We start from the raw sequence: 25,602 nt of genomic DNA on the forward strand, positions 1-25,602 counted from the left end.
CGCTGTCCAGGTCCAGCGAATCCCCCGCCGGCCTGCCGAAGCGATCCGCCCCGGCCGGCCGGTCGGCCGTGCCCGCGCAGCCGCGCCACCCGGCCCCGGCCGACGGTCCGGGAGCGCTCGCCGGCGCGTCTCCGGTTGATCATGCCGTCGGCCTGGTCCATTTCAACAATCTCCCCTTCGCCGCCGCCGAGGCGGCCTTCCTGGAGTGCTGCGGCAGTCTCCGCTGGGCCCACCGGATGGCCGCCCACCGCCCCTACCCGGATCTCGGCTCCCTACTGGCCGCCTCCGACGAGGCGGGCTACGACCTCGCGCCCGGGGACATCGCGGAGGCCCTGGCCTCGGAGCCCGCCCCCTGCCTGCACCACGACGCTCCCCGCGCCGCCCACCTGGCACTGCGGGCCGCGCACGCGGCGTACGAGAGCAGGTTCGGCCACGCCTTCGTGATCTGCCTGGACGCCTTCGGGCCCTCCCAGCACGTCGACCAGGTGCTGGCCGGGATCCGGGTCCGGCTGACGCACGATCCGGACGAGGAGCGGGCGGTGACCGCCGAGGAACTGCGGCGACTCGCCCGGAGCCGGATCGTCGGACTCCTGGCCTCGGACCCCCGGCGGCAAGCCGCTCCCTAGCCCGTACGTGCCTCTTTGATTGCCACTTTGATCACACCAGAGGCCCCGGCGCGAACTAACCGACCAGGCGTCGCTACGATGGCCGGGGCCGGTGGACCGTACCCGGCCGGGTCAGACCGACAGTCAAGCCGGCCGACCCCAATCCCCGCTCCCGGAGGGTTCTTCCGTGCCGGCTGGAACGCTGTACCGCGGCCGGGAAGGCATGTGGTCCTGGGTGGCTCATCGAGTCACCGGTGTCCTCATTTTCTTCTTCCTGTTCGTACATGTCCTGGACACCGCTCTCGTCCGCGTCTCCCCCGAGGCTTACGACGATGTCGTGGCCACGTACAAGACGCCGATCGTCGCGCTCCTCGAATACGGCCTCGTGGCCGCGATTCTCTTCCACGCGCTGAACGGTCTCCGGATCATCGCCGTGGACTTCTGGGCCAAGGGCCCGCGACTCCAGAAGCAGATGCTCTGGACCGTGGTGGGCATCTGGATCGTGCTGATGGTCGGGGCCCTGTACCCCGTCCTCGGTCACGCCGTACGCGACGTCTTCGGGAGCTGAGGCCCATGTCCAGTGAGACTTCTTCCGCAGCCGCGATCGGCGACGTCGAAGGCGTGAGCCTGTACGACGTCGACCACCCGGCCCCGGTGATCGAGCCCCCGCGCAAGCGCACGGGCAAGACCCCCAAGGCTTCGCGCACCAACTTCGAGATGTACGCCTGGCTCTTCATGCGCCTGTCGGGCATCGTCCTGGTCGTCCTCGTCATCGGCCACCTGCTGATCCAGCTGGTGCTCGACGGCGGCGTCTCCAAGATCGGCTTCGCCTTCGTGGCGGGCCGCTGGGCCTCGCCGTTCTGGCAGGTCTGGGACCTGACGATGCTGTGGCTCGCCATGCTCCACGGCGCCAACGGCCTCCGTACGGTCATCAACGACTACGCCGAACGGGACAACACCCGCTTCTGGCTGAAGATGCTCCTGTACACCGCCACGGTGTTCACCGTCCTGCTGGGCACGCTGGTGATCTTCACCTTCGACCCGAACATCCGCTAGGCGCCGGGACAGAGGGACCAGAGGAAACCATGCAGATCCACAAGTACGACACCGTCATCGTCGGCGCCGGCGGCGCCGGCATGCGCGCGGCCATCGAGTCGACCAAGCGCAGCCGCACCGCCGTGCTGACGAAGCTCTACCCCACCCGCTCCCACACGGGCGCGGCGCAGGGCGGCATGGCCGCCGCGCTCGCCAACGTGGAGGAGGACAACTGGGAGTGGCACACCTTCGACACGGTCAAGGGCGGCGACTACCTGGTCGACCAGGACGCCGCCGAGATCCTGGCGAAGGAGGCCATCGACGCCGTCCTCGACCTGGAGAAGATGGGCCTGCCGTTCAACCGGACGCCCGAGGGCCGCATCGACCAGCGCCGCTTCGGCGGTCACACCCGCAGCCACGGTGAGGCCCCGGTCCGCCGGTCCTGCTACGCCGCGGACCGCACCGGTCACATGATCCTCCAGACGCTGTACCAGAACTGCGTCAAGGAGGGCGTGGAGTTCTTCAACGAGTTCTACGTCCTGGACCAGCTGATCACCGAGGTCGACGGGGTCAAGAAGTCCTCCGGCGTCGTCGCGTACGAGCTGGCGACCGGCGAGATCCACGTCTTCCAGGCGAAGTCGGTCATCTACGCCTCCGGCGGCACCGGCAAGTTCTTCAAGGTGACGTCCAACGCCCACACCCTGACCGGTGACGGCCAGGCCGCCTGCTACCGGCGCGGCCTGCCGCTGGAGGACATGGAGTTCTTCCAGTTCCACCCGACGGGCATCTGGCGCATGGGCATCCTGCTGACGGAGGGCGCCCGCGGTGAGGGCGGCATCCTCCGCAACAAGGACGGCGAGCGCTTCATGGAGAAGTACGCGCCGGTCATGAAGGACCTCGCGTCCCGTGACGTCGTCTCCCGGTCCATCTACACGGAGATCCGTGAGGGCCGCGGCTGCGGTCCCGCCGGTGACCACGTGTACCTGGACCTCACCCACCTGCCGCCGGAGCAGCTGGACGCCAAGCTCCCGGACATCACCGAGTTCGCGCGGACCTACCTCGGCATCGAGCCCTACACGGACCCGATCCCGATCCAGCCGACCGCGCACTACGCCATGGGCGGCATCCCGACCAACGTCGAGGGCGAGGTGCTGGCCGACAACACCACCGTCGTCCCGGGCCTGTACGCCGCCGGCGAGGTCGCCTGCGTCTCGGTGCACGGCGCCAACCGCCTGGGCACCAACTCGCTGCTCGACATCAACGTCTTCGGCAAGCGCTCGGGCATCGCCGCCGCCGAGTACGCGACGAAGACCGACTTCGTCGAGCTGCCGGAGAACCCGGCCCAGCTGGTCGCCGACCAGGTCGAGCGGCTGCGCAGCTCCACCGGCACCGAGCGCGTCTCCACGCTGCGCACGGAGCTCCAGGAGTGCATGGACGCCAACGTGATGGTGTTCCGCACCGAGCAGACGATCAAGACGGCGGTCGACAAGATCGCCGAGCTGCGCGAGCGGTACCTCAACGTGTCCATCCAGGACAAGGGCAAGCGGTTCAACACCGACCTGCTGGAGGCCATCGAGCTGGGCAACCTGCTCGACCTGGCCGAGGTCATGGCGGTCTCCGCGCTGGCCCGCAAGGAGTCCCGCGGCGGTCACTACCGCGAGGACTACCCGAACCGCGACGACGTCAACTTCATGCGCCACACCATGGCGTACCGCGAGGTGGCCGCCGACGGCGCCGAGTCGATCCGGCTCGACTACAAGCCGGTCGTGACGACCCGCTACCAGCCGATGGAGCGTAAGTACTGATGGCTACCCCGACCCTGGACAAGACCGACGGGACCGCGAAGCCCGAGGCGGGCTTCGCCGACTCCCCGTTCATCACCGCCACGTTCCGGATCCGCCGCTTCAACCCGGAGGTCTCCGACGAGGTCCAGTGGCAGGACTTCCAGATCGAGATCGACCCGAAGGAGCGTGTCCTCGACGCCCTTCACAAGATCAAGTGGGAGCTCGACGGGACTCTGACGTTCCGCCGTTCCTGTGCCCACGGCATCTGCGGCTCCGACGCGATGCGGATCAACGGCAAGAACAGGCTCGCCTGCAAGACGCTGATCAAGGACATCAACCCGGACAAGCCGATCATGGTGGAGGCCATAAAGGGCCTCACGGTCCTCAAGGACCTCGTGGTCGACATGGACCCGTTCTTCCAGGCGTACCGCGACGTCATGCCCTTCCTCGTCACCAAGGGGAACGAGCCGACCCGCGAGCGCCTGCAGTCCGCCGAGGACCGCGAGCGGTTCGACGACACCACCAAGTGCATCCTGTGCGCCGCGTGCACGTCCTCGTGCCCGGTGTTCTGGAACGACGGCCAGTACTTCGGCCCGGCGGCGATCGTCAACGCGCACCGCTTCATCTTCGACTCGCGCGACGAGGCCGGCGAGCAGCGGCTGGAGATCCTCAACGACCGTGACGGCGTGTGGCGTTGCCGCACGACGTTCAACTGCACGGACGCCTGTCCGCGTGGCATCGAGGTCACCAAGGCGATCCAGGAGGTGAAGCGCGCGCTCATCACGCGTCGCTTCTGACCCGCTCGTAGCACCTGTTACGTCGACAGGCCCCGCCCCCGCAGCGAGACCGCTGCCGGGGCGGGGCCTGTTGCTGCGCCGGGGCCGCACGGACGGTACGGTTCAGCGGAGCTGAAGACCGAAAGAAACGGGGATCGTCGTGAGCGAGCCGAATCCGTACGCGGACGACGCGTACAAGTGGGGTCCTCCCCAGCAGCCCGGCCACCAGCCGACCGTCGCCGACGGCCAGGGCTACGGCTACCCGGCGCCGGGCGCCCCGCCCGCCTACGGCTATCCGCAGCCGCTGCCGGAGTCCGCGTCCCAGCCCGGCCCCGGTTACGGCTACCCGAACGCGGCGCAGCCGACGATGCCCGGCCAGTACCTCCCGGTGCCTCAGGGAGCGCCCGGCCAGGGCGGCGTCCCGGTGCTGTCGATCGGCGACATCACGGTGATGAGCGACGCGATCGTCACGCCGTCCGGGTCGATGCCGCTCAAGGGCGCGGTCTGGACCGCCACGGACATGTCGCGCACGGAGGAGAAGATCCCGACGCACGCGGTCGTGCTGGCGATCGTCTTCGCCCTGTTCTGCCTGATCGGTCTGCTGTTCCTGCTGATGAAGGAGAAGCGGACCACCGGCTTCGTCCAGGTCACGGTCACCAGTGGCGGCCGGCACCACTCCACGATGATCCCGGCCATGGGCCCGCACACCTTCCCCGCCGTCATGGGCCAGCTCAACCAGGCCCGCTCGATGAGCGCCTGAGCCCCTCCATGGCACGCTTCGAGCACACGGTCACCGTCGCGGCCCTGGACCGCGCGTGGTTCGAGGAGGCCGCGGGGGCGATGGTGGGCCTCCTCGACGCCTCCCGGGAGCGGGAAGGCGCGATCCTGCTGCCGGACGGTCGCCCGGTAGACGGCCTCCGGCTGCTGAAGGGGCGTCATCTCCAGGCCGGGGCGCGCTACGGGGGGCCGCCTCGGGAACCCGGGGCGGGCGGCGTACCGGAGGGCCGGGGGACCGGGGCCGGGGACGCCCCCGGGGCCCGGGAGGCGGCCGTGCTGCGCGAGTGGCGTCCTTCGCGCTCTATAGAGGTGGAGACCGTCCTGGAGGAGGCCCCGCTCTCCGTCCGGATGAGGATACGGCTGCGTGATCCGTCGGCGCCCAGGACGCTGGAGCTCTCCCTCTCCGGGCACAACCCGCAGGGCGGCTCGCTGTACCGCTTCTCGGGACGCGGCAAGGCCGATCTGGCCGCCTGGTGGGCGGCGGTGGACCGGCCGCACACGGCGCCCCCGGCCGCCCGTCCGCCGGTGTCCGGCAGGGCGGTGCACCGGCTGGGCAAGGCCCGTCTGACGGTCACCCCGCGCCCGGCCGAGGACGGTTCCTGGCAGGTCTCCGTGGTGCTGGCCGTGCGCGGGCGGTGGCTGCTGCGGCCGGTGGGCGCGGTGGCGCTGTTCTTCGCGCGGGGCCCGCTGGCGCGGAGCTTCCGGGAGGCGGTGGAGACTTCGGCCGGCGAGTGGAACGCGGCGCTCGCCGAGAGCACGCCCTCGCACGGCGAGGCGTTGCGCGCGGAGCTGGCGGACGCCCTGACCGAGCCGCCCGGCCCCGCGCCCGCCTCCGCCTGACGATCCGCCTCCGCCTCCTTTGGCCGTTCCCGGCCCAACGTGTGGGTCCTGAGCCGCATCCGTCGGCGGAGCGCCCTGGAGCGCGAACAGACGCCGCCCGTACCGCCGCAGGGCTGGACGCCTCCGGGTGCCCCGGGCGCGTGGACCGCTCCGGCGCCCGCCCCCGGGCAGTGAGTACGGTGACCGCCCACGCGGCCCCGCGGGGGCCCGCCCCGTACGCCGCCCCCGTACACCGGCTCACCGTGCTCCACGACGCGCACTGCCCGCTCTGCGTCCACCTGCGGCACTGGCTCCAGCGGCAGCGGCAGCTCGTCCCGCTGGATCTCGTACCGGCCGGATCGGCCGAGGCGTGGCGGCGGTTCCCGGAGCTGGACCACGCGGCGACACTCCGGGAGATCACCGTGATCGGCGACCTGGGACAGGTCTACCGGGAGACCTCCGCCTGGATCGTCTGCCTGTGGGCGCTCGCCTCGTACCGCGCCCGGGCCCACTGGCTGACCACCCCGGCGGGGCGGCCCTTCGCCCGGGGCACGGTGCTGGCCGCCGCCCGCTACCGCTCGGCGGTTCTCCCGCCCTGCGCCCCCGGGGCCCGCGCGTGCCACGCACCGCCCGGCGGCCCGCGGGGGCCCCGTTAACCTTGGGCCCGTGGTGAAGGAAGAGAAGAACGTGCAGGAGAACAAGCCGGCCAGGGCCGCGAAGAGCGAGCAGACCCGCACGCTGATTCTCGAAACGGCGCTCCGGCTCTTCGCGGAGCGCGGCTACGACCGGACGACCATGCGGGCCATCGCTCAGGAGGCGGGCGTCTCGGTCGGCAACGCCTACTACTACTTCTCCTCGAAGGAGCACCTGGTCCAGGGCTTCTACGACCGGATCGCCGATGAACACGCCAGGGCCGTCCGGCCCGTGCTGGAGGGCGAAGGGGACCTGGCCGTGCGCATCAGGGGCGTGCTGCTCGGCTGGCTGGACGTGGCCGAGCCGTACCACCGCTTCGCCGCCCAGTTCTTCAAGAACGCGGCCGATCCGGACAGCCCGCTCTCCCCGTTCTCCGAGGATTCGGCCGCCGCGCGCGACGCGGCGATCTCCATCCACGCGCGCTGCGTCGCCGGAGCGGACGTCAAGAGCGACCCGGAACTGGCCCCGCTGCTGCCGCAGTTGATGTGGCTGATGCAGATGGGGCTGGTGCTGTTCTGGGTGTACGACCGCAGCGAGGGCGCCGAGCGCAGCCGCCGGCTGGTCGAGCGCACCGCGCCGATCGCCGCACGGGCGATCGCGCTCTCCCGGTTCCGGGTGCTGCGTCCGCTGGTGAGACAGGTCCACGCGCTGCTGGTGGAGTTCCTGCCGGACACGACGACGGCCGGGGCGGGGCCCCGGCCGTCCGGCTGATCCGTGCGGATCAGATCCAGCTGAGTTCCCACAGGCGCCAGGTGCCGGTGCCGTCGGAGAGGTACTGGGATCCGGCGACCTCGGACTTGGCGACGACGTAGTCCTTCTTCTGCCACAGCGGCAGCAGGGGGACGTCCTCGCCGACCAGCGACTGCATCTCCTTGAAGTCGTTCGAGGACCGGCTGCGGTCGCTGAACTGCTGCGTGGCGGCGATCAGCTGGTCCATCTTCTTGCTGGAGTAACCGCTGTGCAGCACGTTTCCGGTGCCGACGAGCGGCTGGCTGAAGGTGTCCGGGTCCGGGAAGTCGGGGAACCAGCCGACGGTGTACATGTCGTACTCACCGGCCGCGTACTCCTTCTGGTACTTCGTCCACTCCACGGCCTCGACCGAGACCTTGAACAGCCCGTCCTTCTCCATCTGACGGCGCAGCTCGGCGGTCTCCTTGGTGTACATGTCGCCCTCGCGGTAGGCGAAGTTGACGGCGAGGGGCGTCTCCACTCCGGCCTCCTCCAGCAGTTGCGCCGCCCGCTTGGGGTCCGAGGAGGGGTAGGCGTCGAAGAAGGGGGTGCTGTGCCCGATGTAGCCGGTGGGGATCAGGGAGTACAGCGGGTCGACCGTGCCCTGGTAGACCTTCCGGACCAGGGGGCCCCGGTCGAGGAGCGTGGCGACGGCCTGGCGGACCTTCTTCTCCGCGAACGGCGAGCTCTCACGCACGTTGAAGATGACGTTGCGGATCTCGGCGCTGGCCGCCTCGGTCACCCGCACGTCCGGGTCGTTGACGTTCAGCTCGGCGAGGGTCTCGGACGGCAGCTGGCGGTGGGCGATGTCCACGTCGCCGGCGTCCCAGGACGTCTGCAGGTCCTCGGAGGTCTTGAAGTAGCGGATGTTCACCGCCTCGCCGGTCTTCTTGAGCGCGCCCTTGTACTTCAGATTGGGCACCAGCTCGGCGCTGTTCCCCGACTCGTACGACTTGAGCACGTACGGGCCGGAGCCGTCGACCTGGTTGCCCCGGCGGAGCTTGTCCTTCGGGTACTTGGTCGAGTCGACGATCGCCGCGGCGCCGGTGGCGATCTTCTGCGGGAAGGTCGCGTCCTTGCCGGACAGGTTGAACGTGATCGTGCGGCCCTCGGTCACCACCGTGTCCAGCGTGGGAAAGAGACCGGCGGGACCGACGTCCGACTTGATCGCGAAGATCCGGTCGAAGGAGTGCTTGACGTCCTCGGCGGTGACCTTGCGGCCGTTGGAGAACGTCAGGTCGTCACGGAGCTTGCACTGGTACGTCTGGAGCTTCTGCCCGATGAACCCGCAGCTCTCGGCGGCGTCCGGTTCCGGCGTGACCGCACCGGGCCGGAAGGTCATCAGCGACTGGTAGATGTTGCTGTAGATCGCCCAGGAACCGGCGTCGTACGCACCGGCCGGGTCGAGGGAGGTGACGACATCCGAGGTCCCGACAGTGATCGCATCGGTCTTCGCCTCCCCCGACGGGAGCAGTTGCCAGGCGCCGACGCCCGCTATGACCAAAACCGCGAGAATCGCGAGAATCCGTACCCGGACCGACCGCATTGCCGTGCTCTCCCTTACCAGCCCCACCTCGACGGTTGTGCTCAGATCCGCACATCGCCGCACGTTCGCGCTAACCCAATCACACGATTTTCACATCTGGAAGAGTAAATGGGGCTCTCACAGCCTTTTGTTGGACACGTGCGGAACCCCCTGTCCGATAAGGCTGTTTCCTGCCTCTCACCTGCGGCTTTTCGTAGCTGAGGGTGACCCTTCGGTAGGGATTTCGGGACGACGGAACGGGGGCTTCCGGACCGTCGCACCCGCAACGGTGCTACGCCTGCCGGGAGGCGAGTTCCACGACGGTGATGTCGGACGGAGCGCCCACCCGGACGGGCGGCCCCCAGGCCCCCGCGCCGCGCGAGACGAACAGCTGGGTGTCGCCGTAGCGTTCGAGCCCGGCGACGGTGGGGTTGGCCAGCTCGGCGAGGAGGTTGCCCGGCCAGAGCTGTCCGCCGTGGGTGTGGCCGGAGAGCTGGAGGTCGACGCCGTGCTCGACGGCGTCGTGGATGACCACGGGCTGGTGGGCGAGGAGGACGGCGGCACGGCCCCGGTCCCGGTCGCCCAGCGCGCGGCCGAAGTCGGGCCCCTGGCCCTCGGTCTCGCCCGCGATGTCGTTGACGCCGGCGAGGTCGAAGCCGCCGATCTCGACGCGGGCGTTCTCCAGCGGGCGCAGGCCCAGTTCCCGGACGTGGTCGACCCACTGCTCGGCGCCGGAGAAGTACTCGTGGTTGCCGGTGACGAAGAAGCTGCCGTGCTTGGCGCGCAGGCCGGCCAGCGGTTCGGCGGCGGAGCCCAGGTCGGCGACGGACCCGTCGACCAGGTCCCCGACGACGGCGACCAGGTCGGGCGAGGTCGCGTTGATCGTGTCGACGATCCGGCGGGTGTGGGCGCGGCCGAGGATCGGGCCGATGTGGATGTCGCTGACCACGGCGATCCGGAAGCCGTGGGCGGCACGGGGCAGTTTGGCCAGCGGGACGGTGATCCGCTTGACGCTCGGCCCGCGCAGCACTCCGTACGTCCCGTAGCCGACGGTGGCCAGTCCGGCGGCGGCCGCCGCGCCGCCGACGACCCGGGAGACGAAGAGCCGCCGGGACGGGCCGGGGGCGGGGGCGGCGGCCGGGGCTTCGGCGACCGCTTCCGCGGCGGGGCGCGTCTCCGGTTCGGCCAGCGGTTCCGCTACGGATTCCGCTACGGGCTCCTTCGCCGCTGGCGCCGCCGCTCCGGCGGTGGCCGAGGCGCCGGTGGAACCGGACGGCACCAGTTCCCCGGTACGGGAGGGGGCCTCGTCCGGGACCTCGGCGAGGGTTCCGGGGGCCGTTCCGCTTTCTCCTGCCGGACCTGTGGCGGCCGGGTCCGAAACAGCCGTCGCCGCGGCCTCCGGCACGGCGTGCGGGGCCGCCCCGTCACGCCGGGCGAGGACCCGCAGGAGAACCGGGCGTACGACCTCGCCCACGAGCAGCGCGAGCGTCAGGTACAGCAGACAGGCCAGCCACAGGAAGCCCGGCCAGGCCAGCACCTGCTGGAGCCAGAAGGGCGCTCCCACCCGGCCGGACGACATGGCGCCGACGCTCAGCAGCGGCAGGACGAAGGCCGCGACGGTGCCCGCCCGGCGCAGCGGGCTGCCAGGCGCCGTCGTGTCACCGACGAAGCGCCGCCACACATACCGGTGCACGGCGCCGAGCAGCGCCAGCACCACGAGGCCCACCAGAGCGAAGACCACTGCTGCCATCCGAGCTTCCCCACGTTCCCGTCGTCATGCGCTCTCGTCACGCGAAGCCCGGACTGCGCGCAACCCGATCACGCCGACCGCCGTCCCCAGAGACAAGGACGTGATGGCGAGCAGCAGGTGCACCCAGAAGTACCCGGTCGGTTCGCCCGCGTCGTCGAAGGCGAGCCCGCTGCCGTCCTGCCACAGGTTCTTGACGAAAGTGATCCAGATGAACCAGCTCCACACCCCGAACGCGAGCAGGAACCAGGACACGCGGCGGCTGAGCTTCATGAGTCCAGTATCGCCGCCACCCTCCGGCCGCCTTCCCCGGGGTGGCGTCCGAACGGGGCCGTCCCGGCGTTCCCTGCGGCGGGTCAGCCGGTCCGGGTCCGCATACCCATCCGAGCCCTGTACGTTTCCGACCGTGCCTGCTCTGAAAAAGATCGCCCTCACGATCACATCCGCCGCTTTGTTGTCCGGTTTCGTCCTCGGTCCCGCTGCGGCGGCCGACAAGGACAAGAGCGACGACAAACAGCCCAAGCCGCCGGGCACCATGTCCAGCCTCGGCGGGGAGCAGCTCGCCAAGGCCGGTACCCAGGTCAATCTCGGCCCGGGGGCCCCGGTGCTGCCCAAGAAGCTGACCGGCCGGTCGTGGATCGTCGCGGACGCGGAGAACGGCGACGTCCTGGCGGCGCACAACTCGCACTGGCGGCTGCCGCCCGCGTCCACCATGAAGATGCTCTTCGCGGACACGGTGCTGCCCGCCCTCCAGCCCACCACCATGACCCACAAGGTCACGGAGGAGGAACTGTCGAGGGTCGGTGAGGGCAGCAGCCTCGTCGGGATCAAGGAGGACCACACCTACACGGTCCACGACCTGTGGCTCGGGGTGTTCCTGCGGTCGGGCAACGACGCGGTGCACGTCCTCGCGGAGATGTACGGCGGCATGCAGAAGACGGTGGACGCGATGCAGAAGCACGCCGAGGAGCTCCAGGCCCTGGACACCCGGGTGGTCTCGCCGGACGGCTACGACGCCCCGCGCCAGGTCTCCAGCGCCTACGACCTGACCCTGATCGCCCGCAGCGGACTCCAGAAGAAGGACTTCCGCGAGTACGCGGCGACCGCGTCGGCCGACTTCCCCGGCGAGGAGAAGAAGGGGAAGAAGCGCGAGTCCTTCGAGATCCAGAACACCAACCGGCTGATCACCGGGGACATCGGTGTGGACCCCTACCGGGGCATCGCGGGCGTCAAGAACGGCTACACCACGCACGCGGGCAACACCTTCACCGGCGTCGCCGAGCGCAACGGCAAGGTCCTGCTGGTCACGGTCATGCATCCCGCGGCGGAGGAGAGCCACGCCGTCTACAAGGAAGCCGCCCACCTGCTCGACTGGGGCTTCGCCGCGAGCGGCAAGGTGACCCCGGTCGGCGAACTGGTGCCGCCGAAGTCCGTGGACACCGGCACCTCCTCCGGTGCCTCGACCGGGGGCAAGGGAGCCGCGCCGGCCGCCGGCGCGGACCAGGGGTCGGGGGGCAGCGCGGAGGCCGCACACGCCTCGGCGGCCTCGAACGGTTCCAGCGGCGTCGGGATCGCCCTGGGGATCATCGGCGGTCTGCTGGTGCTCCTGGCCGGCGGGGTGTTCCTGGTCAACCGCCGGTGGCCGCTGCCGGGCCTGGCCCGCCGCACCCCGTCGCCGACCGAACCGGCCGTACCGGCCGGGCCGACTGCTCCGGCCTCCCCGGCCTCCCCGGCCTCCCCGGCCTCCCCGGCCTCACCGGCCGAAGAGTCCTAGGCGGGGGCAGGTCCTCCCCCGGCACGGGTGGATCCGCCGGGCGCCTTGACGGCCCCCTCCGGCGCGTCGGCGTCCGGAGCGGAGGCGTCCTGGGCGGGGGCGTCCTGGGCGGGTGCCTCGGCTCCGCCTTCCTCGTCCCTGCTCCCGGTCGCCGTCCAGGCCGCGCAGAACAGCAGCAGCTTCGCGGTGAAGTTGATCCACAGGAGCAGCGCGATCGGCACGCCGAACGCGCCGTACATGCTCTTCCCCGCGACGCCCTTCATATAGCTGCCGAGCAGCAGCTTGAGCAGTTCGAAGCCGACCGCCCCGAGCAGGGCCGCGACCACCAGCCGCCGCCGTGGCGGCTCCACCCCGGGCAGCAGCGTCAGCAGGTAGAGCAGCAGCAGGAAGTCGGCGACGACCGCGACCGCCAGCGCGGCCACCCGCAGCAGGACGCCGCCGGCCCCCTGTTCGGGGATGCCGATCAGGTCGGCGGTCCAGCCGACCGCCGTCGAGCCGACGGTGGAGACCGCCAGGGTGGCGAGCGCCGCGCCGCCGAGGCCGACCAGCAGCACGGCGTCCTTCACCTTGGCGACGACGGGATTGGCCTCCTGGACGTCGTCCAGCTCCCAGACCGCGCGCAGGCACTCCCGCATCGAGCCGACCCAGCCGACGCCGGTGAACAACAGCAGCGCACCGGCCACCAGACCGACCGTGCCCGCGTTGGCGACCAGCCCGTCGATGCCCAACTGGTCCGAGATGCCGGGCACCTGGTCGGCCAGCTCCTCCTTGATGGTGTCCAGCTGGCGGTCGCTCAGCAGGGCGGCGGCGACGGCCGCGCCGACCGCGATCAGCGGGAAGAGGGCCAGGAAGCTGATGAAGGTGATCGCCGCCGCGAGCCGGGACCAGTGGACCCGGTCCAACCGCTCGTAGGAACGCCACGCGTGCGTCCGCATCAGCCGGGCGACCAGGGGCCCGATCACCGGGAGTTTCTTGAGCCAGTCCATGACGTCACGCGTACCCTCCTGGGCCCGGAACACCTGTGGCCCGCTCCGGACTCTCCCGGACGCGTCCGGCGGATCTCCGTCACGCTTCGCTGACACTCACTCCATCACCCGTTCCGGTGAGCGAATTCACCAATGCCGCGAAGGGGATTTCTCGGACGATACGGTCACCCTCATGTCTGTCGACACGGTGTCCTTGACCGGGTGGGGCCGCACCGCCCCGACCACGGCCGTGCGGTTTCGCCCCCGTACCCACGAGGAGGCCGTCGCGGTCGTCCGGGGGCGCGGGCCCCGGGGCGTCATCGCGCGCGGGACGGGGCGGTCGCCCGGCGACGCGGCGCAGAACGCGGGCGGCTCGGTGCTCGACACGACGGGTCTGGCGCGGATCGACGCCGTCGACACCGCCGCCGACGTCGTGCGCTGTGACGCGGGGGTGAGCCTGGAACGGCTCCTGCGGGTCCTGCTGCCGCTCGGCCGGCTCCCGCGGTCCGTGCCCCGCTCCGGCAGGGTGACGGTCGGCGGGGCGATCGCCTCCGACCTGCCCGGCCTCGACCACCGCCGCTCCGGTTCGTTCACCCGGCACGTGAGCGCCCTGGAACTGCTCACCGCCGATGGCGAGGTGCGCACGGTGCTGCCGGGCACCGCCCTCTTCGACGCCACCGCCGGGGGGCTGGGGCTGACCGGGGTGATCCTGGGCGCCACGCTCCGCCTCCGCCGCGTCGCGACGGAGCTGATGGCCGTCTCCACCGAGCGCGCGGAGGACCTGGACGACCTGCTGGCCCGCTTCACCGCGGGCGGCGACCGCACGCCGTACGCCTCGGCCTGGGTCGACCTGACGGCCCGGGGCCGTGCGACCGGACGCGGCATCCTCACCCGGGGGGAGCACGCGCCCCCGGACATGCGCCCGGCGCACGCGGGGCGCACTCGCCTGATCTCACGCACCGGAGAGGGCCGGGGGCGGTTCCCCGGCCCCGGCTTCCCCGCGGTGCCGGGCAGGCTGCTGGGCCCGGCCTCGGCGGCGCTGTACAGCGGGATCCGCCACCGCGGCGCGCCCCGCGCGCGGACCGGCGAGCTCCGCCCTGTGCGCGCCTTCCTCCACGCATCCGACGCCGTACCGGACGGCTGCCTGCTGTACGGCCGGGGCGGTCTGGTGCGCTACCGGTTCGTCGTCGGTAACGGCCGGGAGGAGACCCTGCACCGGGTGGTGCGCCGGTTCGCGGCGCACCGGATCCCGGCGGTGCGAACCGTGCTCCAGCGGTTCGGGGCGGCGGGCCCCGGCCTGTTGTCGTTCCCGGCGCCGGGCTGGAGCCTCGGCGTCGATCTGCCCGCCGCCCTGCCCGGCCTGGCCCGCTTCCTGGACGGCGTCGACGAGGAGGTGGCCGCCGCCGGGGGCCGGGTCTGCCTGGCCGGGGACTCCCGGGTGCGGCCGGAGACGGCGGCCTCGATGTACCCGCGGCTGGCGGACTTCCGGGAGCTGCGGGCGCGGCTGGACCCGACGGAAGCGTTCCGCTCCGACCTCGCGCGCAGGCTGGGGCTGCAAGGCTCCCCAGGCCCTGGCCCGCATCCCCCCCACCTCACCTGACCAGGAGATTTCCGTGAAGGATGCCTTCGGCGCCCCGCAGTCCCTGCTCGTCCTCGGCGGCACCTCCGAGATCGCCCTGGCCACCGCGCGCCGGCTGATCGCCCTGCGCACGCGCCGGGTGTGGCTGGCCGGGCGGCCCTCCCCGGCCCTGGAGTCCGCCGCCGCCGAGCTGCGCGGCCGGGGCGCGGAGGTGTGGACCCTCGACTTCGACGCGCTGGACTCCGCCTCGCACGAGGTCACCCTCGGCAAGGTCTTCGCGGAGGGCGACATCGACGTGGTGCTGATGGCGTTCGGGGTCCTCGGCGATCAGGCGCGGGACGAGGAGCAGCCGATGGCCGCGGTCCGGGTCGCCCAGACCAACTACACGGGGGCGGTCTCAGCCGGGCTGGTGTGCGCCGGCGCACTCCAGGCGCAGGGACACGGTTCGCTGGTGGTGCTGTCCTCGGTGGCCGGGGAGCGCGCCCGGCGCGCGGACTTCATCTACGGCTCCAGCAAGGCGGGGCTCGACGTGTTCGCGCAGGGGCTCGGCGACGCGCTCCATGGGACCGGGGTGCAGGTGATGGTCGTCCGCCCCGGTTTCGTACGGACCCGGGCCACGGCGGGTCGGCCGGAGCGCCCGCTCGCGACCGGCGCGGAGGAGGTCGCGGAGGCGATCGTCACGGGGCTGCGGCGGCGCTCGGAGACCGTATGGGTACCCGGTTCGCTCCGGGTGGTGATGGCGGCGCTGCGCCACGTGCCCCGCCCGCTGTTCCGCCGGCTGCCGGTCTGACGGGCGTACGGCCCCGGCCGGTCAGGGCCGCAGGGACGGAGCCGACGGAGCCGACGGAGCACCGATCGTGTAACCGCCCTGGGCGGGGACGGCGGGCACGCCGCCGCCCCCGCCGAACGGGAAGTCCCTGATCTTGCGCCAGACGGCGTCCGGACCCTGCTCGTACAGCGCGAAGGAGCCGCAGGTCCAGGCCGCCTCGTAGTCCGCGAGCTCCTCGTAGGCCCGGTCCATGGCCTCCTCGGCGATGCCGTGGGCCACGGTGACGTGCGGGTGGTAGGGGAACTGGAGCTCGCGCACCAGGGGGCCGGAGGCGTCCCGTACCCGCTTCTGGAGCCAGGCGCAGGCCGAGGCCCCCGCGGCGACCTGGACGAAGACGACCGGCGACAGCGGGCGGAAGGTGCCGGTGCCGGACAGCCGCATCGGGAACGGCCGGCCGGCCGTGGCGATCTTGTCGAGGTGCGCCTCGATCGCCGGAAGGTCGGCCGTCCGTGCCTCGGTCGGCGGGAGCAGGGTGACATGGGTGGGAATGCCGAAGGCGGCAGGGTCCCCGAAGCTCGCGCGGCGATCCTGGAGCAGGCTGCCGTAGGGCTCCGGGACCGCGATCGAAACGCCGAGCGTTACGGTCCCCACGTCGTTCTCCTCCACGTCGATGGTCGATTTTCGGTCATGCCGCGCGGGCCGGGTGTCCGGCCCGCGCGTTCCGCCGCCGCAAGTGTGACCCCTGCGGCCATGATCTCGCCAGAGTCCTTGGACTCAGTGCTTGGCGGGCAGGAAGCCCATCCGGTCGTACGTCTGTGCCAGCGTCTCCGCGGCGACGGCCCTGGCCTTCTCCGCTCCCTTGGCCAGGATGGAGTCCAGCGTCTCCGGGTCGTCCAGATATTCCTGGGTGCGGGCCCGGAAGGGAGTGACGAATTCCACCATGGCCTCGGCCAGGTCGGTCTTCAGCGCACCGTAGCCCTTGCCCTCGTAACTGCGCTCCAGGTCCTCGACGGGGCTGCCGGAGAGGGTGGAGAGAATCGTGAGCAGGTTGCTGACGCCCGGCTTCTTCTCGGCGTCGTAGCGGATCACCGTGTCGGTGTCGGTGACCGCGCTCCTGACCTTCTTCGCCGTGGCCTTCGGGTCGTCGAGGAGGTTGATGAGGCCCTTCGGCGTGGAAGCCGACTTGCTCATCTTGACCGCCGGGTCCTGGAGGTCGAAGATCTTCGCCGTCTCCTTGAGGATGTACGGCGCGGGGACGGTGAACGTCTGTCCGTACCGGCCGTTGAAGCGCTCGGCGAGGTCGCGGGTCAGCTCGATGTGCTGACGCTGGTCCTCGCCCACCGGGACCTGGTTCGCTTGGTAGAGCAGGATGTCCGCGACCTGGAGCACCGGGTAGGTGAAGAGGCCCACGGTGGCCCGGTCGGCGCCCTGCTTGGCGGACTTGTCCTTGAACTGCGTCATCCGGGACGCCTCGCCGAAGCCGGTGAGGCAGTTCATCACCCAGCCGAGCTGGGCGTGCTCGGGCACATGGCTCTGGACGAAGAGCGTGCAGCGCTCCGGGTCCAGACCGGCCGCGAGCAGCTGCGCCGCGGCGAGACGGGTGTTGGCCCGCAGTTCGGCGGGGTCCTGCGGGATCGTGATGGCGTGCAGGTCCACGACCATGTAGAAGGCGTCGTGGGTCTCCTGCAGCGCCACCCACTGGCGCACCGCGCCCAGGTAGTTGCCGAGGTGGAACGAACCCGCGGTGGGCTGGATCCCGGACAGCACGCGCGGACGGGCGGCCGCACCGGTGCGGCCCGTCTGCGGCTGGTCGGTGGGGAGCGAGGGGCGATCAGAGGCCATGGCCCCATTGTCTCAGGTGCGGGCGGGATCCCCGGCAGCCGGTGCGGGGCGGACAGGGCGCGTACCCGCAGGAGGCCGGAGCACGGGAGCGCACGCCTGAGACGAACCGCACATTGCGGCCGCCCGGCGTGCGACGGCGGGCGCGCCGGGAGACGGGGGGTTTCCCGGCGCCGGTTCCGACCGACGATACAAAGTGGGCATCACCCCGCCCCCACGCCCCACGACGAACGGAGATCCCGTGTCGACCACGGAAACCGCCATCGCCTCCGCCGAGGCGCACAGCGCGCACAACTACCACCCGTTGCCGGTCGTCGTGGCCTCGGCGGAGGGCGCCTGGATGACCGATGTCGAGGGCCGCCGGTACCTCGATCTGCTCGCCGGGTACTCGGCACTCAATTTCGGCCACGGCAACCGCCGTCTCATCGACGCGGCCAAGGCCCAGCTGGAACGGGTGACGCTGACCTCCCGGGCCTTCCACCACGACCGGTTCGCCGACTTCTGCACGGAGCTGGCGGCACTGTGCGGCATGGAGACGGTGCTGCCGATGAACACCGGCGCGGAGGCCGTGGAGACCGCGGTGAAGACCGCCCGCAAGTGGGGCTACCGGGTCAAGGGCGTGCCGGACGGCATGGCCAAGATCATCGTGGCCTCGGACAACTTCCACGGCCGTACGACCACCATCGTCAGCTTCTCCACCGACCCGGAGGCGCGGGCCGACTTCGGCCCGTACACCCCGGGGTTCGAGATCGTCCCGTACGGGGATCTCACCGCGATGCGGGAGGCGATGACGGAGAACACCGTGGCGGTGCTGATCGAGCCGATCCAGGGCGAGGCGGGGGTGCTGGTGCCGCCGGCCGGATATCTGCCCGGGGTGCGGGAGTTGACCCGCGAGCGGAACGTGCTGTTCATCGCGGACGAGATCCAGTCGGGCCTCGGCCGGACGGGGAGGACGTTCGCCCTGGACCACGAGGGCGTGACACCCGACATGTACGTGCTCGGCAAGGCGCTGGGCGGCGGCGTGGTGCCGGTCTCCGCGGTCGTCTCGTCGGCGGACGTGCTCGGCGTGCTCCGGCCCGGCGAGCACGGCTCCACGTTCGGCGGGAACCCGCTGGCCTGCGCGGTGGCGCTGGAGGTGATCGCGATGCTGCGGACCGGCGAGTACCAGCAGCGGGCGGCCGAGCTGGGCGACCATCTGCACCGGGAGCTGAGCCTGTTGACGGGCGGCGGTGCGGTGGAGGCGGTGCGCGGCAGGGGTCTGTGGGCGGGCGTCGACATCGCTCCGGCACTGGGCACCGGCCGGGAGATCTCCGAGAAGCTCATGGAGCAGGGGGTGCTGGTGAAGGACACCCACGGCTCCACGATCCGGATCGCCCCGCCGCTGGTGATCAGCAAGGAGGACCTGGACTGGGGGCTGGACCGGCTGCGGACGGTGCTGAGCGCCTGAGCCGGTCGGGGGGGCGGGCCGGGAGTCGGTCCCGGGGCCGTCCGGGGGCCGGACCGGGGGCCGGACCGGGGGCCGGTTTCGGCGGTCGGGCGGGGGTGGGTTTCGGAGGCCGTCACGGGGCCGGTCCCGGACGGCCTCACGGAACCGGCCCCGGACGGCCGCCCCGGAGCCTCAGAGGATGACGTGGGGCAGGAAGCGGGCGTACTCGTCCGTGACCAGCCCCGCCGACTCCCGGATGCCGAGCCCCGCCGCCTCGTCCTCGACGACCCACGCGCCGAGCACCACACGGTTGCCGTCGACGTCGGGCAGCGGGGCCAGCTCCTGGTAGCAGCACGGCTCGTCGCGCTCCACGGGCGGGGAGCCGGGGCCGTGCAGGTCGACCCCGGCGCCCTCACGGCCGAGCAGCGGCTTGGACACGTAGCCGGCCCCGCCGGGCCCGGCCAGCTCGCGCGGTCCGTCGAGGTAGGCGGGGAGCAGGTTCGGGTGGCCGGGATACAGCTCCCAGAGGATCGCCAGCAGGGCCTTGTTGGAGAGCAGCATCTTCCAGGCGGGCTCGATCCAGCAGGTGGTGCCGCTGCCGCCGCCGTTGTCGAGGGTGTCCAGCACCTGGGGGCCGAAACGGTCCGTGGCCAGCCACTCCCAGGGGTAGAGCTTGAAGCAGCTGCGGACGAACCGCAGCCGGTCGTCGACGAACCGGCCCGACAGCCGGTCCCAGCCGATGTCCTCGACGGACAGCGCCTCGGTGTCGATCCCGGCCTGCTGGGCGGTCTCGCGCAGATACGCGACCGTCATCAGGTCCTCGCCCAGCTCGTCGCCGTCCGAGTGGACGAAGTGCAGCGGCCCGGGCGGCAGCAGGGGCGCCTGCCGCTTCCACGCGTTCACCAGCCGCTCGTGCAGGGAGTTCCACTGGTCGGCCCCGGGGAAGCGGTCCTCCATCCAGAACCACTGCGCGCTCGCTGCCTCCACCAGCGAGGTCGGGGTGTCGGCGTTGTACTCCAGCATCTTCGCCGGGCCGCTCCCGTCGTAGCGCAGGTCGAACCGGCCGTACACAGAGGGGAGTTCGGCGCGGCGCTGCCAGGACTCGGCGACTCGTTCGGCGAGTCGCGGGTCGGTGATGCCGAGGTCGGCGAAGCGGCCCTGCTCGACGATGTGCGCGGCGGCGGCCAGGCACATCGTGTGCAGTTCCTCGACGGTCTCCTCCAGGGCCTCGACCTCGGCCAGCGAGAAGACGTAGTAGGCGCTCTCGTCCCAGTACGGACGGAGCGAGTCGTCCGGGTAGCGGGTGAGCGGGTAGACGACGCCCTGCGACTCGACGGTCTCCTGCCAGCCGGGGCGCGGCTCGATCGTGCGGCGCTCCACCGTGCTCAGCCCCCGCCGGACTTGGAGCAGCCGAAGCCGCCGCGGTCGACCGCGGACTTGTCGAAGCTGCCGCCCTGCACCTTGCCGTTGGAGTTGTCGCCGCCGTAGTAGTACGAGCCGCGTCCGCTGCTGCCGCCAGACCCTCCGCTGCCCCCGGAGCCCCCGCTGCCGCCCCGGCACTCGTAACTGGGCAGCGTCTCGCGGGTCGTCCGGTCGACGCAGCGCCGGTCCGGTTCCGAGCCGCAGGACGTGATCGTCAGGGCGAGCAGCCCCATGCCGCCGAGCACCACCGTGCTCGACCTCAGCCTCCGTCTGGCCATGTTCGGTTCTCCCCCGTGTTCGCGATCGGGCCCGGCTTCCTTCCCGTCACCGGCCCTCTTGTCAGATTAGTTTGACGGGGGGCCGGTTCGGAACCGGGAAGGGCCGGAGCACCGGATTCCGCCCGGTACGCTCCTTTTGCGCGGCAGCAAAGGCCCGAGGAGGCCCGGGGAGGGCCGCCGCGGGACGGTGCCCCCGGGGTTCTACGGCAGCACCCGGCACAGGGCGTCCAGCGCACCCGCCCAGGCGCTCTCCGACGGAGAGCCGTAGCCGATCACCAGGGCGTCGCGGGCGGCCGGGGCGTCCGGGTGCCGGTAGCGCGCGAGGCCCTCCAGCGCCAGGCCCTGGAACGCCGCCGCCTGGATGACCGAACGCTCGGCTCCCGCCGGGAGTTCGAGTACGGCGTGCAGCCCGGCCGCGATCCCGGTGACCTCGATGTCCGGCGCGCGGTCGGCGAGCGCGGCGACGAGCTGGTCGCGGCGGCGGCGGTAGCGCAGCCGCATGGAGCGCACATGCCGGTCGTACGCCCCCGACGCGATGAACTCCGCGAGCGTCAGCTGGTCGGTCGAGCCATTCGTCCAGTCGGCCATGCCCTTCGCGGCCACCACCTCCCCCACCAGGCTTCGGGGCAGCACCATCCAGCCGAGGCGCAGCCCCGGGGCCAGCGACTTGCTGACGGTGCCGAGATGGACGACCCGCTCCGGATCGAGACCCTGGAGCGCGCCCACCGGCTGCCGGTCGTACCGGAACTCCCCGTCGTAGTCGTCCTCCAGGACGAGCCCGCCGGTGGAACGGGCCCAGTCGACGGCGGCGGCCCGCCGGTCCGGATGCAGCGGCACGCCGGTGGGGAACTGGTGCGCCGGGGTGAGCAGGACCGCTCCCGCCCCGCGCAGCGCGGCCGGCTCATCGGTCCGGGAACCGTGCTCGTCCAGCGGCAGGCACGGGGTACGCAGCCCGGCGTCGGCGAGGAGGTTCGTATGGAGGTCGAGGCCGTACGACTCGACGGCGACGTCCCGGACGCCGCGCCGGCGCAGCACCCGGCCCAGCAGCGTCAGCCCGTGCGCGAAGCCGGAGCAGATCACGATGCGCTCCGGGTCGGCGTACACCCCGCGCGCCCGCGCCAGGTACTCGGCCAGCACGGTGCGCAGTTCGACGCGGCCCTGCGGCCCGCCGTAGCCGAAGGCTTCGTCGGGCGCGGCGGTGAGCGCCTTGCGGGCGGCCTTGAGCCAGGCCGGGCGGGGGAAGGCGGACAGGTCCGGCGATCCGGGCTTCAGGTTGTACCCGGCGCCGGACCGCACCGGCCGGGAGGGGGCCGCCGCCGGGCCGGGCCGGCGCGGTGCGGACCGCCTCGCGACCCGGGTCCCCGAGCCCTGGCGGGCGGTGAGCCAGCCCTCGGCGACCAGCTCGGCGTAGGCGTCGGCGACCGTGTTGCGGGCGATGCCCAGGTCGGCGGCGAGCACCCGGGAGGACGGGAGCCGGCTGCCGGGGGCCAGGCGGCCGGTGCGCACCGCCTCCCGCAGCGCCTCCATCAGTCCGGTGCGCAGCCCTCGGCCCACCGGTTCCAGATGCAGGTCCGCACCGAAAGTGGCCCAGGAATCCGTCATGCCAATGGACCATACCGGGGTGCCACCGGGGCCGTAACGTCGTCCCCATGACCACGACACCCGAGCACCACCGCGCCCCGGCCGATCTCGTCCCCGAACAGCCGCCCCGGATCTTCGTCTCGCAGCTCCTCCCCGACGTCTACAAGGCGCTGGTACGGCTGGACATCGCCGCCCGCAAGGGTCTGGACCCGATCCTCGTGGAGCTGGTGAAGATCCGGGCCTCGCAGATCAACCACTGCGCGTTCTGCCTGGACATGCACAGCAAGGACGCGCTGGCGGCGGGCGAGTCCGTCGAGCGGATCGTCCAGCTCAGCGCCTGGGAGGAGTCGCGGCACTTCTACACCGAGAAGGAGCTGGCGGCGCTCGCCCTGACCGAGGCGGTCACCGTCCTGACCGACGGCTTCGTCCCCCAGGAGGTGTTCGCGCAGGCCGCCGAGCACTTCGAGGAGACCGAGCTGGCCCAGCTGCTCGCGTCCATCACCGTGATCAACGCCTGGAACCGCTTCGGTGTGGCCGGCCGCCTGACCCCCGGCCACTACACGCCCGGCGACCACAAGCACTGACCGCTCCCGCCCCGGGCGGACACGCGGAAGCGCCCCCGGCGGCGGATGCCGCCGAGGGCGCTCGAAGTGCCGCGTGCGCGGGTCGCGTCAGGCGCGACCGGGCCGGATCGGATCAGACCGGATCGGGCCGGATCCGGCAGTCCGGGCCGGATCAGATCAGGCCGAGCTCGCGGACCGCGTCGCGCTCCTCGGTGAGCTCCTTGACCGACGCGTCGATGCGCGTACGGGAGAACTCGTTGATGTCCAGGCCCTGGACGATCTCGTAGGCACCGTTCTTCGTGGTGACCGGGAACGAGGAGATGATGCCCTCGGGGACGCCGTAGGAGCCGTCCGACGGGATGCCCATCGAGGTCCAGTCGCCCTCGGCGGTGCCGTTGACCCAGGTGTGCACGTGGTCGATGGCGGCGTTGGCTGCCGAGGCGGCCGAGGACGCGCCACGGGCCTCGATGATCGCGGCGCCGCGCTTGGCGACGGTCGGGATGAAGGTGTCGGCCAGCCACACCTCGTCGTTGACGACCTCGGCCGCGTTCTTGCCGGCGATCTCCGCGTGGAAGATGTCCGGGTACTGGGTGGCCGAGTGGTTGCCCCAGATCGTCAGCTTCTTGATGTCGGAGACGGCGGCGCCGGTCCTGGCGGCCAGCTGCGAGATCGCGCGGTTGTGGTCCAGGCGGGTCATCGCGGTGAAGCGCTCGGCCGGTACGTCCGGGGCGGCGGCCTGCGCGATGAGCGCGTTGGTGTTGGCCGGGTTGCCGACGACGAGGACCTTGATGTCGTCCGCGGCGTTGTCGTTGATGGCCTTGCCCTGCGGCTTGAAGATGCCGCCGTTGGCGGCGAGCAGGTCGCCGCGCTCCATGCCCTTGGTACGCGGGCGGGCGCCGACGAGCAGGGCGACGTTCGCACCGGCGAAGCCGACGTTCGGGTCGTCGGTGATCTCGATGCCGCGCAGCAGCGGGAAGGCGCAGTCGTCGAGCTCCATCGCGGTGCCCTCAGCGGCCTTGAGGCCCTGCGGGATCTCCAGGAGGCGCAGGTTGACCGGCACGTCCGGGCCGAGCAGGTGGCCGGAGGCGATGCGGAAGAGCAGCGCGTAGCCGATCTGGCCGGCTGCGCCGGTCACGGTGACATTCACGGGAGTGCGGGTCATGGCGGTCTCCGTTTAGACAGCTGGCGGTGGGGGTCCCGGCCCCTGGTGCCGGACCCTGGTGCTGGGCACCTCTCCCCGCCCGACGAATCTTGACGTGAAGAGATATCCCGCGGCCAGGCTATCGGACCCGGCCCGGCGGGGCCGCCCGCCCCCCTGTGGCACCGCGCACAACCGGTTACGCACCGCACGCACGGGACCCCGCGCGGGTGCGGTGCCGGTCGTTCGCGCCGCTCTCCGGGCCCGGTCGCGGTCATCTGCCCGGGTCGGTGCACCCCTGCGTACCGGAGGCGAGCGTCGCGCATGCCTTCGCCTCGGACACCTTCTTGACGGCGACCATCGGGGTGTACGTGTCGGTGGCCCCCACGACCTCGCCGTCCTGCCCGTCGGCGCCCCCGGTGATCCGTACGGCGTCGCCCGCCGCCGCCTCGGTTAGCCGGGCCCAAGCGGCGGAGCAGACCTCGCTGTAGCGGACCTCGACCTTGCTGCCGCCGACCACGGCGCTGGCCGCCGTACGGGCGAACTCGCCGCCGCAGCCCATCTCCTCCGGGTCCTGCCCGGCGCAGTCCGCGCCGCTGCACTCGACGCCCACGGGGAGTTCCGGGACGGCGGGGGCCTCCGACGCGGGCGGGGCGGCCTTGGCGGCCTCGTCGCCGCCCGGCGCGAGCAGCACCGCGCTGACCACGACGATCAGGGCGCCGACGGCCCCGACGGCGAGCCGGGCGCCGTTCCGGCGGCGTGGGGGGACACTTCCGCGCGGGCCCCCGGGGGCGGCTCCGAGGGCCTGGGCCGTCCGTGCGGCTCCGGCGGCCCGGGCGGCTCCGGCAGCCCCGCCCCGGGCGGCCTGTTCCGTCCGCAGCCCGCCCTCCGGCGGCCGGTGAGCGCCGGGCGCACTGCCGCGCTGGTGCGGCACGGTCAGCGCCAGCGTGTCGTCAGGCTCCACGGGCGCGGGCGCGCCGGGCCCAGACGCTTCGGGCCCGGCGGCTTCGGGTCCTGGGGCGACGGGCCCGGGGGCGACGGGTCCGGGGGCGAAGGCTCCGGGGGCTTCGGGGGCCGTCGTCGTGCCGAGCCCGCCGTGGGGCGCGCGGGCCTGCGTGGCACCGGCTGCCCGCATCGCCACGTCGTGGCGCATCTCGGCCCGGCGCCAGGCCCGTTCCGCCGGCTCCCACATGGCCGTGAGGTGGTGCTGCGGGGCCCCCGTCACCTCGGCGAGGGCCGCGACGGCCCCGCGCGGGGCGAGCAGTCGCCCGTCGAGATACCGCTCCCAGGACGTCGTGCTGTAACCCGTGCGGTCGGCCACGGCGTTGACGTCGAGCCCGCTGTGGTCGACGAGCCGGCGCAACTGGCCGACGAATTCACTGATCTGCGGGTCGAGCTCTTCGGGCAGTGCCTGCCACCGAGACATCGCGTTCCCCCCTCGTGTCCCCCGGACGTGTTTGCTGTGCCCCCGCTGCGGCCGTCCTCCGGCCCCGCGCCCCGGTCCTTCCACCGAACGTCCCCGAACGGGCCGTCAGCCGCCCCTCACGAAGATGCGCGAGGCCAGGGTGTCGGTTCCTGACGGGGAGGCACACGGACGCGTTCCGGGACGGGGGCCTGTGGTCACCTGTTCCCGGCACCGCGCCGGCCACGGCTCCGCCTGCTCCGTGCCGCTCGGGGCGCGGTGCCAGTCTGCCATCGTTGCGCGGCGATCACACCGTGCCGGAATGGTCACTTCCGTGCCACAGGCCATGGCGAGCGCTTGTTCCGGCCCTTCATGT

Annotated in this window: 25 protein-coding genes; 14 read left to right on the forward strand and 11 right to left on the reverse strand. The window is 72.0% G+C overall.

Going from position 1 to position 25,602, the window contains the following annotated elements:
• Positions 1 to 68: 68 nt before the first annotated feature.
• The 9 genes from ACIQMU_RS04155 (at position 69) to ACIQMU_RS04195 (ending at position 7,200) form a co-directional block, all read left to right on the forward strand.
• Positions 69 to 626, forward strand: a complete 558-nt coding sequence (locus ACIQMU_RS04155) for a 2-oxo-4-hydroxy-4-carboxy-5-ureidoimidazoline decarboxylase (protein WP_352240345.1) — start codon at positions 69 to 71, stop codon at positions 624 to 626.
• Between the two features lie 166 nt (positions 627 to 792).
• Positions 793 to 1,173: a succinate dehydrogenase, cytochrome b556 subunit gene (gene sdhC, locus ACIQMU_RS04160; RefSeq protein ID WP_073740310.1), complete on the forward strand. Its 381-nt coding sequence runs from the start codon at positions 793 to 795 to the stop codon at positions 1,171 to 1,173.
• Positions 1,174 to 1,178: 5 nt separating this feature from the next.
• On the forward strand, positions 1,179 to 1,661 hold the full coding sequence (locus ACIQMU_RS04165; protein WP_030579533.1) for a succinate dehydrogenase hydrophobic membrane anchor subunit: 483 nt from the start codon (positions 1,179 to 1,181) through the stop codon (positions 1,659 to 1,661).
• 29 nt (positions 1,662 to 1,690) lie between these two features.
• Entirely contained in the window at positions 1,691 to 3,445 is a 1,755-nt protein-coding gene (gene sdhA / locus ACIQMU_RS04170) for a succinate dehydrogenase flavoprotein subunit (RefSeq protein ID WP_352240344.1), read from the forward strand.
• On the forward strand, positions 3,445 to 4,221 hold the full coding sequence (locus ACIQMU_RS04175; RefSeq protein ID WP_097868834.1) for a succinate dehydrogenase iron-sulfur subunit: 777 nt from the start codon (positions 3,445 to 3,447) through the stop codon (positions 4,219 to 4,221). Before sdhA ends, ACIQMU_RS04175 begins: the two co-directional genes overlap by 1 nt.
• Positions 4,222 to 4,360: 139 nt before the next feature.
• Positions 4,361 to 4,960, forward strand: coding sequence for a hypothetical protein (locus ACIQMU_RS04180; RefSeq protein WP_352240343.1), 600 nt, complete (start codon positions 4,361 to 4,363; stop codon positions 4,958 to 4,960).
• Positions 4,961 to 4,968: 8 nt separating this feature from the next.
• Positions 4,969 to 5,817 carry a hypothetical protein gene (locus tag ACIQMU_RS04185; protein ID WP_402688166.1) on the forward strand — a complete coding sequence of 283 codons (849 nt, stop codon included), beginning with the start codon at positions 4,969 to 4,971 and terminating at the stop codon, positions 5,815 to 5,817.
• A 179-nt stretch (positions 5,818 to 5,996) separates the two neighbouring features.
• Positions 5,997 to 6,452, forward strand: coding sequence for a DCC1-like thiol-disulfide oxidoreductase family protein (locus ACIQMU_RS04190; protein ID WP_352240341.1), 456 nt, complete (start codon positions 5,997 to 5,999; stop codon positions 6,450 to 6,452).
• Between the two features lie 10 nt (positions 6,453 to 6,462).
• The gene (locus tag ACIQMU_RS04195) at positions 6,463 to 7,200 is read left to right on the forward strand and encodes a TetR family transcriptional regulator (protein WP_352240340.1); all 738 of its coding nucleotides are present in this window, start codon (positions 6,463 to 6,465) and stop codon (positions 7,198 to 7,200) included.
• A gap of 10 nt (positions 7,201 to 7,210) precedes the next feature.
• On the opposite strand, the gene ACIQMU_RS04200 is transcribed toward ACIQMU_RS04195, so the two are convergent.
• The 3 genes from ACIQMU_RS04200 to ACIQMU_RS04210 all read right to left on the reverse strand — a co-directional run bounded on the left by ACIQMU_RS04200 (position 7,211) and on the right by ACIQMU_RS04210 (position 10,763).
• A complete protein-coding gene (locus ACIQMU_RS04200) occupies positions 7,211 to 8,764 on the reverse strand; it encodes an ABC transporter substrate-binding protein (RefSeq protein WP_352240339.1) in 1,554 nt (517 codons plus the stop codon).
• Between the two features lie 271 nt (positions 8,765 to 9,035).
• Complete coding sequence (locus ACIQMU_RS04205; protein WP_402688247.1) at positions 9,036 to 10,484, reverse strand: metallophosphoesterase; 1,449 nt, start codon at positions 10,482 to 10,484, stop codon at positions 9,036 to 9,038.
• 33 nt (positions 10,485 to 10,517) lie between these two features.
• A complete protein-coding gene (locus ACIQMU_RS04210) occupies positions 10,518 to 10,763 on the reverse strand; it encodes an SCO4848 family membrane protein (RefSeq protein ID WP_352240338.1) in 246 nt (81 codons plus the stop codon).
• A 133-nt stretch (positions 10,764 to 10,896) separates the two neighbouring features.
• Between ACIQMU_RS04210 and ACIQMU_RS04215 the strand changes: the two genes are divergently transcribed.
• The gene (locus tag ACIQMU_RS04215; RefSeq protein ID WP_402688167.1) at positions 10,897 to 12,264 is read left to right on the forward strand and encodes a D-alanyl-D-alanine carboxypeptidase family protein; all 1,368 of its coding nucleotides are present in this window, start codon (positions 10,897 to 10,899) and stop codon (positions 12,262 to 12,264) included.
• On the opposite strand, the gene ACIQMU_RS04220 is transcribed toward ACIQMU_RS04215, so the two are convergent.
• Positions 12,261 to 13,250, reverse strand: a complete 990-nt coding sequence (locus tag ACIQMU_RS04220; protein WP_352240336.1) for a YihY/virulence factor BrkB family protein — start codon at positions 13,248 to 13,250, stop codon at positions 12,261 to 12,263. The genes ACIQMU_RS04215 and ACIQMU_RS04220 overlap by 4 nt on opposite strands.
• 172 nt (positions 13,251 to 13,422) lie before the next feature.
• Here ACIQMU_RS04220 and ACIQMU_RS04225 point away from each other — a divergent pair, with 172 nt between their 5' ends.
• Positions 13,423 to 14,829, forward strand: coding sequence for an FAD-binding oxidoreductase (locus ACIQMU_RS04225; RefSeq protein ID WP_402688168.1), 1,407 nt, complete (start codon positions 13,423 to 13,425; stop codon positions 14,827 to 14,829).
• 13 nt (positions 14,830 to 14,842) lie between these two features.
• Positions 14,843 to 15,598, forward strand: coding sequence for a decaprenylphospho-beta-D-erythro-pentofuranosid-2-ulose 2-reductase (locus ACIQMU_RS04230; RefSeq protein WP_402688169.1), 756 nt, complete (start codon positions 14,843 to 14,845; stop codon positions 15,596 to 15,598).
• 21 nt (positions 15,599 to 15,619) lie between these two features.
• Here ACIQMU_RS04230 and ACIQMU_RS04235 read toward each other — a convergent pair whose 3' ends face one another.
• Both ACIQMU_RS04235 and trpS read right to left on the reverse strand, forming a co-directional pair.
• On the reverse strand, positions 15,620 to 16,228 hold the full coding sequence (locus tag ACIQMU_RS04235) for a 2'-5' RNA ligase family protein (RefSeq protein WP_402688170.1): 609 nt from the start codon (positions 16,226 to 16,228) through the stop codon (positions 15,620 to 15,622).
• Positions 16,229 to 16,351: 123 nt separating this feature from the next.
• On the reverse strand, positions 16,352 to 17,419 hold the full coding sequence (gene trpS, locus ACIQMU_RS04240) for a tryptophan--tRNA ligase (RefSeq protein ID WP_352240332.1): 1,068 nt from the start codon (positions 17,417 to 17,419) through the stop codon (positions 16,352 to 16,354).
• Positions 17,420 to 17,657: 238 nt separating this feature from the next.
• On the opposite strand from trpS, the gene rocD reads away from it, so the two are divergent.
• Positions 17,658 to 18,863 carry an ornithine--oxo-acid transaminase gene (rocD, locus tag ACIQMU_RS04245; RefSeq protein WP_402688171.1) on the forward strand — a complete coding sequence of 402 codons (1,206 nt, stop codon included), beginning with the start codon at positions 17,658 to 17,660 and terminating at the stop codon, positions 18,861 to 18,863.
• A gap of 171 nt (positions 18,864 to 19,034) precedes the next feature.
• Here rocD and ACIQMU_RS04250 read toward each other — a convergent pair whose 3' ends face one another.
• From ACIQMU_RS04250 to ACIQMU_RS04260, 3 genes are all read right to left on the reverse strand, one after another.
• Complete coding sequence (locus ACIQMU_RS04250; protein ID WP_352240330.1) at positions 19,035 to 20,222, reverse strand: glutathionylspermidine synthase family protein; 1,188 nt, start codon at positions 20,220 to 20,222, stop codon at positions 19,035 to 19,037.
• A 5-nt stretch (positions 20,223 to 20,227) separates the two neighbouring features.
• Complete coding sequence (locus ACIQMU_RS04255; RefSeq protein ID WP_352240329.1) at positions 20,228 to 20,542, reverse strand: hypothetical protein; 315 nt, start codon at positions 20,540 to 20,542, stop codon at positions 20,228 to 20,230.
• A 201-nt stretch (positions 20,543 to 20,743) separates the two neighbouring features.
• Positions 20,744 to 22,144, reverse strand: a complete 1,401-nt coding sequence (locus ACIQMU_RS04260; RefSeq protein WP_352240328.1) for a PLP-dependent aminotransferase family protein — start codon at positions 22,142 to 22,144, stop codon at positions 20,744 to 20,746.
• A gap of 47 nt (positions 22,145 to 22,191) precedes the next feature.
• On the opposite strand from ACIQMU_RS04260, the gene ACIQMU_RS04265 reads away from it, so the two are divergent.
• Complete coding sequence (locus ACIQMU_RS04265; protein WP_402688172.1) at positions 22,192 to 22,707, forward strand: carboxymuconolactone decarboxylase family protein; 516 nt, start codon at positions 22,192 to 22,194, stop codon at positions 22,705 to 22,707.
• 151 nt (positions 22,708 to 22,858) lie between these two features.
• On the opposite strand, the gene ACIQMU_RS04270 is transcribed toward ACIQMU_RS04265, so the two are convergent.
• Positions 22,859 to 23,848 (reverse strand): malate dehydrogenase, encoded by a 990-nt coding sequence (locus ACIQMU_RS04270; protein WP_352240326.1) that lies wholly within the window; start codon positions 23,846 to 23,848, stop codon positions 22,859 to 22,861.
• Positions 23,849 to 24,098: 250 nt separating this feature from the next.
• Positions 24,099 to 25,250 carry a DUF2690 domain-containing protein gene (locus ACIQMU_RS04275; protein ID WP_402688173.1) on the reverse strand — a complete coding sequence of 384 codons (1,152 nt, stop codon included), beginning with the start codon at positions 25,248 to 25,250 and terminating at the stop codon, positions 24,099 to 24,101.
• Positions 25,251 to 25,602 lie beyond the last annotated feature (352 nt).

The organism is Streptomyces sp. NPDC091649 (genome assembly GCF_044756785.1).
Taxonomy (GTDB): domain Bacteria; phylum Actinomycetota; class Actinomycetes; order Streptomycetales; family Streptomycetaceae; genus Streptomyces.